General features: G+C 64.5%; 9 protein-coding genes. 1 reads left to right on the top strand and 8 read right to left on the bottom strand.

Going from position 1 to position 14,489, the window contains the following annotated elements:
• Positions 1 to 170 precede the first annotated feature (170 nt).
• The 7 genes from EOC83_RS01090 to EOC83_RS01060 all read right to left on the bottom strand — a co-directional run bounded on the left by EOC83_RS01090 (position 171) and on the right by EOC83_RS01060 (position 11,089).
• A complete protein-coding gene (locus tag EOC83_RS01090; protein WP_024502666.1) occupies positions 171 to 1,445 on the bottom strand; it encodes an RNA polymerase sigma factor in 1,275 nt (424 codons plus the stop codon).
• On the bottom strand, positions 1,442 to 1,816 hold the full coding sequence (locus tag EOC83_RS01085; protein WP_013529829.1) for a YciI family protein: 375 nt from the start codon (positions 1,814 to 1,816) through the stop codon (positions 1,442 to 1,444). The genes EOC83_RS01090 and EOC83_RS01085 overlap by 4 nt, the downstream gene beginning before the upstream one ends.
• Before the next feature lie 107 nt (positions 1,817 to 1,923).
• The gene (locus EOC83_RS01080) at positions 1,924 to 3,030 is read right to left on the bottom strand and encodes a DNA topoisomerase IB (RefSeq protein ID WP_063168907.1); all 1,107 of its coding nucleotides are present in this window, start codon (positions 3,028 to 3,030) and stop codon (positions 1,924 to 1,926) included.
• Positions 3,031 to 3,114: 84 nt separating this feature from the next.
• Complete coding sequence (locus EOC83_RS01075) at positions 3,115 to 3,999, bottom strand: transglutaminase family protein (protein WP_013529827.1); 885 nt, start codon at positions 3,997 to 3,999, stop codon at positions 3,115 to 3,117.
• 3 nt (positions 4,000 to 4,002) lie between these two features.
• Positions 4,003 to 6,414: a circularly permuted type 2 ATP-grasp protein gene (locus EOC83_RS01070; protein ID WP_063168908.1), complete on the bottom strand. Its 2,412-nt coding sequence runs from the start codon at positions 6,412 to 6,414 to the stop codon at positions 4,003 to 4,005.
• Between the two features lie 6 nt (positions 6,415 to 6,420).
• Entirely contained in the window at positions 6,421 to 9,780 is a 3,360-nt protein-coding gene (locus EOC83_RS01065) for a transglutaminase family protein (protein WP_063168909.1), read from the bottom strand.
• 112 nt (positions 9,781 to 9,892) lie between these two features.
• Positions 9,893 to 11,089 carry an acyl-CoA dehydrogenase gene (locus EOC83_RS01060; protein ID WP_013529824.1) on the bottom strand — a complete coding sequence of 399 codons (1,197 nt, stop codon included), beginning with the start codon at positions 11,087 to 11,089 and terminating at the stop codon, positions 9,893 to 9,895.
• A gap of 137 nt (positions 11,090 to 11,226) precedes the next feature.
• Here EOC83_RS01060 and EOC83_RS01055 point away from each other — a divergent pair, with 137 nt between their 5' ends.
• Positions 11,227 to 12,138 (top strand): LysR family transcriptional regulator, encoded by a 912-nt coding sequence (locus tag EOC83_RS01055; RefSeq protein ID WP_063168910.1) that lies wholly within the window; start codon positions 11,227 to 11,229, stop codon positions 12,136 to 12,138.
• Here EOC83_RS01055 and EOC83_RS01050 read toward each other — a convergent pair whose 3' ends face one another.
• Positions 12,139 to 14,466, bottom strand: a complete 2,328-nt coding sequence (locus EOC83_RS01050; protein ID WP_063168911.1) for a Tex family protein — start codon at positions 14,464 to 14,466, stop codon at positions 12,139 to 12,141.
• Positions 14,467 to 14,489 lie beyond the last annotated feature (23 nt).

Here is a 14,489-nt window from a genome sequence, read left to right as displayed (position 1 = left end):
ATCCCGTCGCCATCATATGGCGCTGGGTTAAGCCTTCGCCGTGTCGCCCGTGTGCCGAAAGGCACTTCAGGCGCAGTCATGGCGTGGCATTACTCGTTTCAGGGGAAAATCGCCACCCCGGCATGGTCCAAGCCCAAACTACACGATTGAGCCAGATGGGGAGGTGACGCTCAGTTTGCCTTTTTCGCCGGCGGGCGCACCGCACCGTCCTTGATCAACCGGTCGATATGCATGCGGATATGGGCAGCCTCTGCCGCCGTGTTCGCAAGCGCTATGGCGCGGTCGAAGGCGACGCGCGCCTCGTCGCCCCGGTCGAGCTGCATCAAGAGGCCCCCCTTGAGCCCGAAAAAGTGGAAATAGCCGGAAAGCCGTTCTTCCAGCGGCTCGATCATGGCCAGCGCCTCCCCCGGTCCACGCACCTTCGAGACCGCGACGGCCCGGTTGAGCGTGACCACCGGCGACGGCTGCATCTGCTCCAGCAAGCGGTAGAGCAGGTCGATCTCGTTCCAGTCCGTATCCTCGGCCTTTTCGGCCCGCGCATGCAGCGCGGCAATCGCCGCCTGCACCTGGTAAGGGCCGGGCTTGCGATGGCGCAGCGCCTTGTCGACCAGTGCCAGCCCCTCATCGATCATCTTGCGGCTCCACAGGCTGCGATCCTGGTCTTCGAGCAGCACGATCTCGCCGCTCTCGTCGAAACGGGCCGGTGCGCGCGCATGCTGCAGAAGCAACAGCGCCGTCAGCCCCATGATCTCCGGCTCCGTCTGGAACAGCCGCAGCAACAGCCGTGCCAGCCGGATCGCCTCCTCGCACAGCGGCGCGCGGGCCGGCGCCTCGCCGCTGTTGGTCGAATAGCCCTCGTTGAAGACCAGGTAGACCATGGCGGCGACGGCGGCGAGCCGTTCCGAGCGCTCGACCGCGCCAGGCGTCTCGAACGGCACGCCGGCGTCCGCAATGCGCGCCTTGGCGCGAGTGATGCGCTGCTCCATGGCGCTTTCGCCAACCAGGAAGGCGCGCGCGATCTGCTTGACGGTGAGACCGGAGACGATGCGCAGCGCCACCGCGATCTGCTGCGTTGCCGGCAGATCGGGATGGCAGCAGATGAACAGCAGCCGCAATATGTCGTCGCGGTAGTGCGCCCCGTCCAGCCGCTCGGCGATATCGCTCTCGGCGTCTTCCAGATCGGAAACCTGGTCTTCATCCGGCATCGGCGCCTGCTTGGCGCGCTTGCGCACCGCATCGATGCCGCTGTTGCGGCCGACGAAGATCAGCCAGGCCGCCGGGTCGCGCGGCGGCCCGTTCTGCGGCCAGTTCTTCAACGCCCTGAGGCACGCGTCCTGGAAAGCTTCCTCCGCCGTATCGAGATCGCGGAAATAACGCAGCAGCGCGCCCATCGCCTGCGGGCGGGCGGCGCTGATCGCGGAGCTGATCCAGGCCATTTCGGTCATGCGGAAACCGTTGTTGGGTTGAAGACCGAAACCGGCCGGATTTCATAGGAGCCGCCGCTCGGGTTGACCTCGGAAAGTTCGCGGGCGAACTCCACCGCCTCGTCGAGATCGGCGCATTCGAGCGTGTAGAAGCCGAGAAACTGTTCCTTGGTCTCGGCGAACGGCCCGTCGATGACGACCGATTCGCCTTTGACCTTCCTCAACGTCGTCGCGGCCGTGGTCGGCAGAAGCCGTGCCACCGGGCCGAGCCGACCAGCCTTGGCGTACTTGTCCTGAACGTCGAGGAGATTGGCCATGACCTCGTCGTCCTGTGCCTTGCTCCAGGAGCAGACGACATCTTCGGAGGCATAGCAGAGGATTGCGTAGAGCATGGCTGGTCCTTTTCTCTGTCAAAGGACGAAACAGTAAGACCGATCCCGACATGACGTCGATAAAAAAATCCAGATGTGACGGATTTGGCCACCGTCGGCCGCGTCGGTCAGCTTTCTCCCAGTTTCAGCCATCGCAGCACGAGAGCTTCCTCGTCATCGAGACCGGCAATCGCCCGTTTGCGCTTGTTGGCCTGCGCCATTTCATCCAGCAACCGTCCCTCGGACCACGCTTCGAAGACCCGCGGATGGATATAGCATTTGCGGCAGACGGCACGCGTATTGCCCAGCCGTTCGGCAACCTTGTCGATGACGCTGTTCATCGCCCTGTTTCGCTGCGCCTGGCTTTGCGGCAGTTCCGTTTGCGCAAACAGCGACGCGGCGTGAATGGTGCCGCCCCAGGTGCGGAAATGCTTCGAACTGAAGGCGTCACCGACCGCCTCACGGATATAGCGGTTGACGTCCTCGGAGCGGACCGGCCGCCTGTCGCCGTCCTCATCGAGATACTGGAACAGCTTCTGGCCTGGCAGGTCCTGCGCGCCACGCACAATCCTGGCGATACGGCGGTCGGCCAGCTTCAGCTTCCACTCCTTGCCCGACTTGCCCTTGAAGGCAAAGCGCAGGCTTGAACCGACAATATCGACATGCCGGTCGCGCAACGTGGTCAGCCCGAAACTCTTGTTGTCGCGGGCGTAGGCGGCATTGCCGACGCGGATCATCGTGTTGTCGAGCAGCCAGACGACCGCGGCGACGACACGCTCGAACGGCAAGCCACGACGGCGCAGATCGCTATCGACCCTGTGCCGCAGGTCCGGCAGGCTCTCGGCGAAAGCGACAAGGCTCGAATATTTGGCACCATCGCGCTCTTCGGCCCATTGCGGATGATAACGATATTGCTTGCGTCCCCGCTGGTCCCTGCCGGTTGCCTGGATATGGCCGTCCGCGTCGGGCGAAATCCACACATCCGTCCAGGCCGGCGGAATGACGATCGCCTCGATGCGGGCTTTGGTGGCGTCCGAAACCGTCCGTCCGTCCGGTCCCTTGTAGGAAAACCCCTTGCCTGTCTTCAGCCGCCGGATACCAGGCTCGGCATCGCTGACATAACTAAGCGACGCATGATCGGCCGAGCTTTGTGCCCCGTTTTTGAACACGCCATCTGGCGATACAGCGTCCTCGCCAGCCGGTCGGCCGGGCGACATTCCGGATTTCTGCAACATGTCGGCTCCACGCGAATTCCGTAGATAAGCCACTGGCCGACCGCTGGTTCCACGCGCCGTCCGAAAACGGTGTCGAGCCTGCCTTCAGGCTTTCTCGAGCACAACCGGAATGACGTCGACAGCCTGCTCGCCGACCTGTCCCCCCGTGGTCTTGAGCACGCCGACGATCGGCGCCACGTCCGAATAGTCGCGGCCGTAGCCGACGGTGATATGGTCGTTGCTGGCCCGCATGCCGTTGGTCGGATCGAATTCCTGCCAGCCTGCGTCGCGCCCGCACCAGACCTTGACCCAGGCATGCATGGCATCGGCGCCTTCCAGCCGGGGCTTGCCCTTCGGCGGGATGGTGCGCAGGAAGCCGCTGACATAGCCAGCGGGAATGCCGAGCCCGCGCAGGCCGGCGATCATGATATGCGAAAAGTCCTGGCAGACACCGCGCTTCAGCCTGAAGGCATCGCTGGCCCGGGTCCGCACCGTCGTCGCCTCGCCGTCATAGGTGAAATCACGATGAATGCGATGGCACAGGTTCATGGCCGTGCTGGCGGCGGAACCGGCGATGCTGCTGCGTGCGTAGGCAGTGATCGCATCGTCGATGCCGGCATGGGTGCTGGCCGTCAGGAAATGGTGCGGTGCATCAGGTGCCAGAGACCGCACCGCGGCGAGCTCCTGCCTGAGCCGGGCGATATCGGGCGACACGTCGAGCCCGGGCTCGGGCCGAGACACCGACACGCGGGCGCTCATCCTGATGTCGAGCGCATCATGCGCGTCGCGAAAGGCGATCGAGGTGACGTTGTTGCCGAAGAAATCGGAAAAGTCGGAACGCTCGTTGGGCGCCGGCGCAAAGGACAGTGATGCGGCGATGACGCGCTGCACGCCTGATATCGTCGACGGCAGCACGCGCACCTGATGACGACCGCCGCCGGCAGCGGAAGCGTAATCATAGTGGAGATGAAGCCTGATATCGTAGAGCATGATTTATCCGAAATAGGCTTTGGCGAGGCTGTTGTAGAGGCCGCCGATTTCGTGGGCGAGCTCGTCCAGCGCCTTTGCCGTCATATCCGAAGGCTCCTTGATGGCGATCTGGGTGTTGAGCTGCAGGATTTCCTTCGCCGCCGGCGACATTTGCCCCTCCCCGCCGAGCGACGGCAACAGGCCGATTTCGGCCTTCAGCCTTTCGAGCTGGAACAGGATGGAGCGCGGGTTAAGCGGATCGAGCGCCAGCAGGTCGATCACCGTGCGCCGGCCGGCCTGCACCGGATATTGGCGGCGATGGGTCATCACGCTGTCGCCGATCTCCAGCATCATGTCGAGCGCGCCGTCCGGCGCCTTGGCGCTGGTCAGCCGCGACAGCGTGCGGGAGATCTGGATGCCGCGCTCCAGCCGGCGGCCGATCTCGAGGAAGCGCCAACCGGCGAAGCGGTACATGTTCTCGTGCAGCAGGCCGGAAAAGCCGGCGAGCTTACGCAGGATGACTGTCATCGCCCGGGTCGCGTCGTCGCCGGGCGCGACCGTCGTTGCGAACTGATGGATGGTTTTCGACAGGTCCTTCAGCGCCAGCCAGCCGTCGGGCGAGAAGCGGTCGCGAATCTGCCCGGCGCTGTAGACCGCGCTATCCAGCGTGCCGATCAGCCCTGACGGGATCGCCGTCTCGACGTCGATGCCGAAAGGTTCGAGATAATCCCTGATGTCGGCGAGCAGCGGCATGTCCGGGTCGGACGTTTCGGCGAGCCGCACATGGTAGGCGCGCAGGATGCGCACCGTGTCTTCCGAGCGCTCGATGTAGCGGCCGAGCCAGGTCAGGTTCTCCGCCGCGCGACTGGGCAGGCTGCCGGGCCTGGTGCGGCTGAAACTGTCGCCTTCCTGCGGCAGCAGCGTCTCGCGCTCCACCGGTTTGTCGCTGACAACCCAGACATCCGCCGCCTGGCCGCCACGCTGCATGGCGATCGCCGTCGGGTCGAGCGACAGGCCGATGCGGGCAAAACCGCCCGGCATCACCGTCCAGCCCTCCGGCGTTCGCGCCAGGTAGACGCGCAGGCTCGCTGGCCGCGGCTCCAGCCACCCGCCGACATAGACGGGCGTCGTCGAAAGCGTCACCGCTTCCTGGCCGACAAAATCGCCGCCATCGCGTTCGATGCGCGCCACCAGCTCCGCCCGCTCTCCGGCCGACAGCGCCGAACCGAGCTTCGTTGAATCGTCATCCTCGAAGGCAAGTCTCGTCGATAGCGCCGGGCCGATCACCATGCGATCGATGTTGGCCAGCACATGCGCGCGTTCGGTTGCTTGCCCGCACCACCATGTCGCGACGCTTGGCAGCAGCAATTCCTCGCCCCGCAAGGCCCGTGAAATCTTGGGCAGGAAGGCGAGCAGCGCACGCGTCTCCATCAGGCCGGAGCCAAGCGCATTGACGGTAGCAACCGCGCCCTGGCGGATCGCCTCGACCAGGCCCGGCGTGCCGATCTGCGAATCCGGGCGCAGTTCGAGCGGATCGGCGAAGGCGGCATCGAGCCGCCGCCACAACACGCTGATCGGCATCAGGCCGGAAACCGTGCGTACCATGAGCCGGCCGCCTGAAACGGTCAAATCCTCGCCTTCGAGCAGCATGATGCCAAGATAGCGGGCGATGTAGGCGTGTTCGTAATAGGTTTCGTTGAGCGGCCCCGGCGTGAGGATGGCGACGCGGCCGTCGGTCTCCTTGGCCATGCCGATCAGCGCGTCGCGAAAACGGCGGAAAAAGCCGGCAAGGCGGTGCACATGCATCTCGCCATAGATGTCGGACAGCGCGCGTGTGGTGGCGACGCGGTTTTCCAGTGCGAAGCCGGCGCCGGACGGCGCCTGCGTGCGATCGCCAAGCACCCACCACTGGCCGTCAGGTCCACGGCCGAGCTCGAAGGCGCAGAAATGCAGGAAGTGGCCGCCGGCCGGCTTGGTGCCGAGGACAGGCCGCAAATATTCGGGGCTGGCGGCGATCAATCCCGCCGGCAGGATGCCTTTTTCGACCAGCCGGTTCGGCCCGTATATATCGGCGATGGTTTCCTCGAACAGTTCGGCGCGCTGCACGAGGCCGGCGCTGATCGCCGCCCACTCGCTCTCTTCGATGAGAACCGGGACATGCGCCAGCGGCCATTCGCGTTCATTGGCGCCGGCCTTGTCATAGACGCGGTAATAAACGCCGGCATCGCGCAGATACTGGTCGGCGCGGGCAAAGCGCTGGCCGAGCTTTTCAGCACCGAGTTCCTCGAGCGCCTCGACAAAATGCTTCCAGGCCGGGCGAGGATTGCCCGATGCATCGACCATCTCGTCGACGACGCCGTCTATGGGCTGGTAGTGCTCCAGCAGGCTGTGGGTCTGCGGCTTGCCGCGTCCCCTCTTGTGATTCCCCTTTGCCATTGCTGATCAGAGTCTTGCCGGCCGCCGAAGGTCAAGGGTCATCGGGAAATCTTCCGCCGGTTGTTCTTCACGGATCACATAGGCGGATGGCGTATGGCCACGCGGTTCGAAGCGGGCGAGCCGCCGAGCTTCCGCCTCGTTGCCATTGACCGGAAAGGTGTCGTAATTGCGCCCGCCGGGATGGGCGACGTGGTAGACGCAGCCGCCGACCGCACGGCCCGACCATCGGTCATAGATGTCGAAGACCAGCGGCGTGTTGACGGGCAGCGCCGGATGCAGGCCCGATGCCGGCTGCCAGGCCTTGAAGCGCACGCCTGCCACCGCCACTTCGCGATTCTCAGTGACCTTCATCGGCACGATGCGGCCGTTGCAGACGACTGCGTGGCGCTCCGGGTTCAGCCCTTCGGTCTTGACCTGCAGCCGTTCGACCGAGGAATCGACGAAGCGCACGGTGCCGCCGATCGCGCCTTGCTCGCCCATCACATGCCACGGCTCCAGCGCCTGGCGCAGTTCCAGCTTGATGCCGGCATGCTGAACCTCGCCGCAGAACGGGAAGCGGAATTCGAGCTGGGCGTCGAACCATTCGGGACGGAACTCAAAACCGTTGAGCTTGAGGTCGTCGAGCACGTCGAGGAAATCGGCCCAGACATGATGCGGCAGCATGAAGCGGTCATGCAGCGATGTGCCCCAACGCACGAAACGGCCGTCGAGCGGGCTCTTCCAGGCACGGGCAATGATGGCGCGGACCAAAAGTTGCTGCGCGAGGCTCATGCGCGCATTGGGCGGCATCTCGAAGCCGCGGAATTCGACCAGCCCCAGCCGGCCGGTCGGTCCGTCGGGCGAGAACAGCTTGTCGATGCAGATTTCCGAACGATGCGTATTCCCGGTGACGTCGGTCAACAAATTGCGGAACAGCCGGTCGACCAGCCATGGCAAGGGTGCGTTGCCCTGGTCTGGATGCGGCACCTGCGCCATAGCGATCTCAAGCTCGTAGAGCGAGTCGTGACGCGCTTCGTCGAAGCGTGGCGCCTGGCTGGTCGGCCCGATGAACAGGCCGGAGAACAGGTAGGACAGCGACGGATGGCGCTGCCATTGCAGCACCAGGCTCTTCAGCAGGTCCGGCCTTCGCAGGAACGGGCTGTCATTGGGTGTCGCACCGCCGACCACGACATGGTTGCCGCCGCCGGTGCCGGTGTGGCGGCCATCGATCATGAACTTGTCTGCGCCAAGCCGTGTCTGCCGCGCCTCCTCGTAGATCGCCGTCGTCGTCGCCACGCAATCCTGCCAGTTGGATGCAGGATGGATGTTGACCTCGATGACGCCTGGGTCAGGCGCGACGCGGATGACGTTGAGGCGCGGATCGTGCGGCGGGCCATAGCCTTCGATGTGCACGGGAAGGCCTATCGCCTTCGCCGCGTTCTCGGCCGCCGCGACCAGTTCGAGATAGTCTTCCAGCGCCTCGACCGGCGGCATGAACACGCAAAGCCGCCCATCACGCGGTTCGACCGAAAGTGCGGTGCGCACCGCGCCGCCGATCTCGGTGATCTCCTGCTCGACCCGCTCCTGCTGGCCGGTCGCAGCGGTGAACGATGCCGCCTGCTGGCGGCGCGCCATCTCGTCGGCGCCTTCCAGTTCGGCTGGAGCCGGTCCGGCCAGTATGGCTTCACGCGCGGGCAGCGGGCCGCGTGGCAGTGACGGATCGACCGGCACGATATAAGGGAATTGCTCCGGCGGCACATAGGGCAACGTGCCGAGCGGCAGCCGGTAGCCGACCGGTGAATCGCCTGGCACCAGGAACAGCCGGCCACGCCGCGTCTTCCATTTTTCCGAACGCCAGCGCGGATCCGATGCCTGGCTGTTCCAGCGCTGGACGGGGAGCACATAGCCGGACGGTTTGGTCAGCCCGCGTTCGAACACTTTCGCCATGCGGCTGCGTTCTTCCGGATCCTCCAGCCTAGAGTTGGACGGATCGACATTGTCGGGCAGCTTGCCTTCCTTGAGCAGCCATTCGGCCGGATCCTCATAGGCTTCGCTGACCATGGCTTTGTCGATGCCGAGTTCGCCGGCAATCGCGGTGAGCAGGCTTTCGGCCTGCTTCGGGCCGATGTCGGCCTCGCTCTTTTCGCGTGCGATCAGCGACGGATCGCTCCACACCGGCTGGCCGTCGGCACGCCAGTAGAGCGAAAAGGTCCAGCGCGGCAGGCTTTCGCCCGGATACCATTTGCCCTGGCCGTAATGGAGAAAGCCGCCCAGCGCAAAGCGCTCGCGCAGTTTACGGATCAGTTCGTCGGCCTTTTCGCGCTTGGTGGGACCGACGGCGGCGGTGTTCCATTCGGCCGACTCGAAATCGTCGATCGACACGAAAGTCGGCTCGCCGCCCATGGTGAGCCGCACGTCGCCGGCGGCAAGTGCTTTATCGACCTTGTTGCCCAGAGCGTCGAGCGCCTGCCAGCTTTCGTCCGAAAATGGCTTGGTGATGCGCGGATGTTCGGCGATGCGGTCGACCCGCATCTCGAAGCCGAATTCGACATTGGCGAAGCTCGCCATGCCGGAAATCGGGGCCGCGTTGCGGAAATGCGGCGTGGCGGCCAGCGGCACATGGCTCTCGCCGGTGAGCAGGCCCGAGGTCGGATCGAAGCCGATCCAGCCGGCGCCGGGAAGATAGACCTCGCACCACGCATGCAGATCGGTGAAGTCGACGGCGGTTCCGGCTGGACCGTCCAGCGCCACCAGATCGGGCTTCAACTGGACCAGATAGCCGGAAACGAAGCGCGCCGCGATGCCGAGATTGCGCAGGATCTGCACCAGCAGCCAGCTCGAATCCCGGCACGATCCCTTTTTCGCGGCCAAGGTCTCTTCCGGCGAGAACACACCGGTTTCCATGCGCACGATATAGGCGATCTCGCGCTGCAGCCGCGCGTTGAGATCGACCAGGAAATTGACGGTGTTGGCAGCGCTGCGATCGATGGTCTTCAGCAGCGCCGACAGCAGCGGTCCCGCCGGCTCCGGAGTGCGATAGATGGCGAGATCGTCGCGTATCTCTTCCGGATACTCGAACGGAAACGCCTCGGCCGACGGCTCGACGAAGAAATCGAACGGATTGTAGACCGTCATGTCGGCGACGAGGTCAACCTCGATCTTCAACTCCGTCACCGGCTCCGGAAAGACGAAGCGGGCGAGGAAATTGCCGTAAGGATCCTGCTGCAGATTGACGAAGTGGTTCGCCGGCTCGACCTTGAGCGAATGGCTCAGCACCTTGGTACGGGAATGCGGCGCCGGCTGCAGCCGGATGATCTGGGGCCCGAGAACCACCGGCCGGTCGTATTTGTAATGGGTCAGGTGGTAGACGGCTGCCAGAATTGCCATGGGGCCCCGGAATTCAGCGTTTCAAACGATTTCGCTGAACCCTGACACATCTGGCGGCCATTCTCCAAGCAGAGATGTTGCGGTGCACCTAATTTAAGCAACGGTTACCGGCTCAGAAAAATGCCTGCAACCCCGTCTGCGCCCTTCCCAGGATCAGCGCATGCACGTCATGCGTGCCTTCATAGGTGTTGACCGTCTCCAGGTTCTGCGCGTGGCGCATGACGTGGTAGCCGATCTGGATGCCGTTGCCGCCATGCATGTCGCGGGCCTGGCGGGCGATGTCCAGCGCCTTGCCGCAATTGTTGCGCTTGACGATCGAGATCATTTCCGGCGCCATCTTACCTTCATCCAGCAGCCGCCCGACGCGCAAGGACGCCTGCAATCCCAACGCAATTTCGGTCTGCATGTCGGCAAGCTTCTTCTGGTAGAGTTGCGTGCCGGCCAGCGGCTTGCCGAACTGCTTGCGGTCGAGACCGTATTGGCGGGCGCGGTGCCAGCAATCCTCGGCGGCGCCCATCGAGCCCCAGGAAATGCCGAAGCGAGCCCGGTTGAGGCATCCGAACGGTCCGCCAAGGCCCTTTGCGTTGGGCAGCAGCGCGTCCTCGCCGACCTCGACGCCTTCCATCACCACTTCGCCGGTGATCGACGCCCGCAGCGACAGCTTGCCGCCGATCTTCGGCGCCGAAAGCCCTTTCATGCCCTTTTCCAGCACGAAGCCACGGATCTCGTCCTTGCCGTTCTCCCCCTTCAGCTTCGCCCAGACGACGAACACATCGGCGACGGGCGCGTTGGAAATCCACATCTTCGAACCGGACAGCTTGTAGCCGTTGGCGGTCTTCTCGGCGCGCGTCTTCATACCGCCCGGGTCGGAGCCTGCATCCGGCTCGGTCAGGCCGAAACAGCCGATCCACTCGCCGCTGGCGAGCTTGGGCAGGTACTTCTTGCGCTGTTCGTCCGAGCCATAGGCATAGATCGGATACATCACCAGCGACGACTGCACTGACATCATCGACCGATAGCCGGAATCGACGCGCTCTACTTCGCGTGCGACCAGCCCATAGGTGACGTAGTTCGCGCCAAGCCCGCCGAATTCTTCAGGGATGTTGATGCCGAGCAGGCCGGCCTCGCCCATTTCACGGAAGATCGCGGTGTCGAAGGTCTCGTTGAGGTAGGCGTCCTCGATCCGCGGCGCCAGTCTGTCGGCGGCGAAGGCGGCCGCCCCGTCGCGCACCATGCGCTCGTCTTCCGAAAGCTGGCCCTCGATCAGGAACGGGTCTTCCCAGACGAATGCGTTCTTGTCGGCGGCCATCGCGTTTCTCCCAACCAATGCATGTCGCTCAAAACGATGACATGCATGAAGCAAAATGTTGGCCCGTTCTATCGGCCTGCGCCTCGAAAAAATCAAACGAAATTGATTCACCGATCAATGATCGTTAGGAATGGATCATGAGTGTCCAACGCCGCCTTTTACCCAACATCAGCGCCCTTGCCGCCTTCGAGGCTGTGGCCCGGCTCGGCAGTTTCACCGCCGCCGCCCAGGAGCTAGATCTGACCCAGGGCGCGGTCAGCCGCCAGATCAAACTTCTGGAAGATCAGTTCGGCCGCCGGCTGTTCGAACGCGACAGCCGCAATGTCAGGCTGTCGACATCGGGCGAGATCTACGCCGAGGCGGTGCGTTCAGCACTTGGGCAATTGCGTGACGCAGCCCTTGGATTGATGAGCAATCGGCATAGTGGCATGCTGAACCTTGCCATTTTGCCGACCTTCGGCACGCGCTGGCTGATGCCGATGATCCCCGATTTCGTCGAAAACAATCCCGATATCACCATCAACTTCGTCACCCGCGTCGGTCGCTTCGACTTCGCCAGGGAGAGGCTTGATGCCGCCATCCACTACGGCCTGCCGGACTGGCCGGAGGCCGACTCGACACTGTTGGTGCGCGAAACCGTGGCGCCGGTCGTGTCGCCCGAATTCCTCGCCGGCCGCGCCATCGCCGCACCGGCCGATATCGGCCGCCTGCCGCTGCTGCACATGGCGACGCGTCCTGGCGCCTGGACCGAATGGTTCGAGCATCAGGGCCTGAGCGCGCCGACCGGACCCGGCATGCAGTTCGAACAGTTCGGCACCGCCGCCCAGGCCTGCATGGCGGGGCTCGGCGTGGCGCTGCTGCCGTTGATCCTCATTGCAGGTGAATTGCAGCGCGGCCAGCTGGTGCCGGCGCCAGGCCAGCCCATGCAAAGCCGCAGTGCCTACTATCTCGTCGTCCCGCACGACAAGCGCGGCCATCCGCCGGTCGCCAGTTTTCGCGACTGGCTGCTGGGCCAGGTCGAGAAGGAACCGGCCGTTCTGGCGTGGTAGCTACTTTCGCTTCAGCGCATTCGCCAAAGCAGCACCGAACGCTCCCTGTTGCGCCGGCCGCTCCGGCTGGCGTTGCTGGGGTGCCGGCGAACGTGGTGCCGGCCTGCCGCCACCATTGTCGCGCGGTCCGCTGCGCGGTGCACCGCCCTCGCCGCTATCCTTGCGCATGGAAAGGGCGATGCGCTTGCGCTTGATGTCGACGTCGACGACGCGCACCTTCACCACGTCGCCGGCCTTCACGACCTCATGCGCGTCCTTGATGAACCGATCGGCCAGCTGCGAGACATGCACCAGCCCGTCCTGATGCACTCCGATATCGACGAAGGCGCCGAAGGCGGCCACGTTGGTGACCGTGCCTTCCAGCAGCATGCCGGGCTTCAGATCCTTGATGTCGTCGATGCCGTCGGCGAAGGTCGCCGTCTTGAAGCCTGGGCGCGGGTCGCGGCCGGGCTTTTCCAGCTCCGCCAGGATATCGCGCACCGTCGGCAAGCCGAAACGCTCGTTGACGAAGACGCGTGGGTCGAGTGCCTTGAGCGCGGCACTATCGCCCATCAACGACCGCACATCGCGCCCGCAGGCAGCGACGATCTTCTTCGCCACACCATAGGCCTCCGGATGCACCGACGAGGCGTCGAGCGGCTCGCTGCCATTGGCAATGCGCAGGAAGCCGGCGGATTGTTCGAAGGCCCGAGGTCCGAGCCGCGGCACCTTGAGCAGGTCCTTCCGGCTGGCGAAGGGCCCGGTCGCATCGCGATGCGCAACGATCGCGTCGGCCAGCGATGCGCCCAGACCTGAAACGCGCGCCAAAAGCGGCGCCGAGGCAGTGTTGAGATCGACGCCGACGGCATTGACCGCGTCCTCGACCACCGCTTCCAGCGAGCGGCCGAGACGGTACTGGTCGACATCATGCTGGTACTGGCCGACGCCGATCGATTTGGGTTCGATCTTGACCAGTTCGGCCAGCGGATCCTGCAGCCGCCGGGCGATCGAGACAGCGCCGCGCAACGACACGTCGAGGCCGGGGAATTCCGCCGCCGCCGTCGCCGATGCCGAATAGACCGAGGCGCCGGCCTCGCTGACGATCACTTTCAGTGGCTTCGGCCCGCCGTCCGCCGGCATGTCGGACAGCATGTCGGCCACCAGCTTTTCCGTCTCGCGGCTGCCGGTGCCGTTGCCGATCGAAATCAGCTCGACCTTGTGCTGGCGGATGAGCTTGGCGAGTTCCGCCTGCGTGCCGCGCACATCGTTTCTGGGCGGAAATGGATAGACCGTCGTCGTTGTCAGCACCTTGCCGGTGCCGTCGACCACCGCCACCTTGACGCCGGTGCGGATGCCGGGGTCGAGCCCCATCGTGGCGCGCGAGCCGGCGGGAGCGGCCAGCAGTAGATCCTTGAGGTTGCGGGCAAAGACGTGGATCGCTTCCTCCTCCGCCCGCTCGCGCAGATCGCGCATCAAATCGAGCGTCAGATGCAGCGACAGTTTTATACGCCAGGTCCAGCCCGCCACCTCCATCAGCCATCTGTCACCCGGAAGGCTGCCGCCGATGGCATAGGCATTGGCGATCATCCGCTCGACCGGCTTCACCGGTGAGGTGTCATCGGCATCGACCTCGATGTCAAGCGACAGCACTTCCTCGTTGCGGCCGCGCAGCATCGCCAGCGCGCGATGGCTGGGCACATTTGCCCAACGCTCGACATGGTCGAAATAATCGGAGAATTTCGCGCCGGCCTCCTGCTTGCCGTCGACCACCCTGGCCCGCATGAAGGCGCGCTCCTTCATGTAGCTGCGCAATTTGCCGACCAGATCGGCATTCTCGGCGAATTGTTCCGAAAGGATGTCGCGCGCGCCCTCGAGCGCCGCCTTGGTATCGGCCACCTCTTCGCTGACATAGGCCAGCGCCAGTTCGGCAGGCACCAATGAGCGGTTCGCCAAGATGGCTTCGGCCAGCGGCCCCAGCCCGCGCTCCCTGGCGATCTCGGCCTTGGTCCGGCGTTTGGGCTTGTAGGGCAGGTAGATGTCCTCAAGTTCCGCCTTGGTGGTGGCGGCGACGATCTTGCCTTCAAGCTCCTCGGTCAGCTTGCCCTGTTCGCGGATCGAGCCAAGGATGGTGTCGCGGCGCGCGTCGAGCTCGCGCAGATAGGCAAGGCGTTCGGCAAGATCGCGCAATTGCGTGTCGTCGAGCCCGCCGGTGACTTCCTTGCGGTAGCGCGCCACGAACGGCACTGTCGCGCCCTCATCGAGCAGTTCGATCGCCGCGGCCGCCTGTTCGGGCCGCGCGCTGATCTCGGCCGCGATGATGGCTGCAATGCGCTTGATGTCGGATGCCATGTCGTTCCTGCTCTCATCCAAAG

Origin of the sequence: Mesorhizobium sp. Primo-A (assembly GCF_003997175.1) — a bacterium.
Classification (GTDB): Bacteria; Pseudomonadota; Alphaproteobacteria; order Rhizobiales; family Rhizobiaceae; genus Mesorhizobium; species Mesorhizobium ciceri.
Note: the sequence above shows the minus strand (reverse complement) of the source record. Positions and strands in the feature narration are given on the sequence as shown.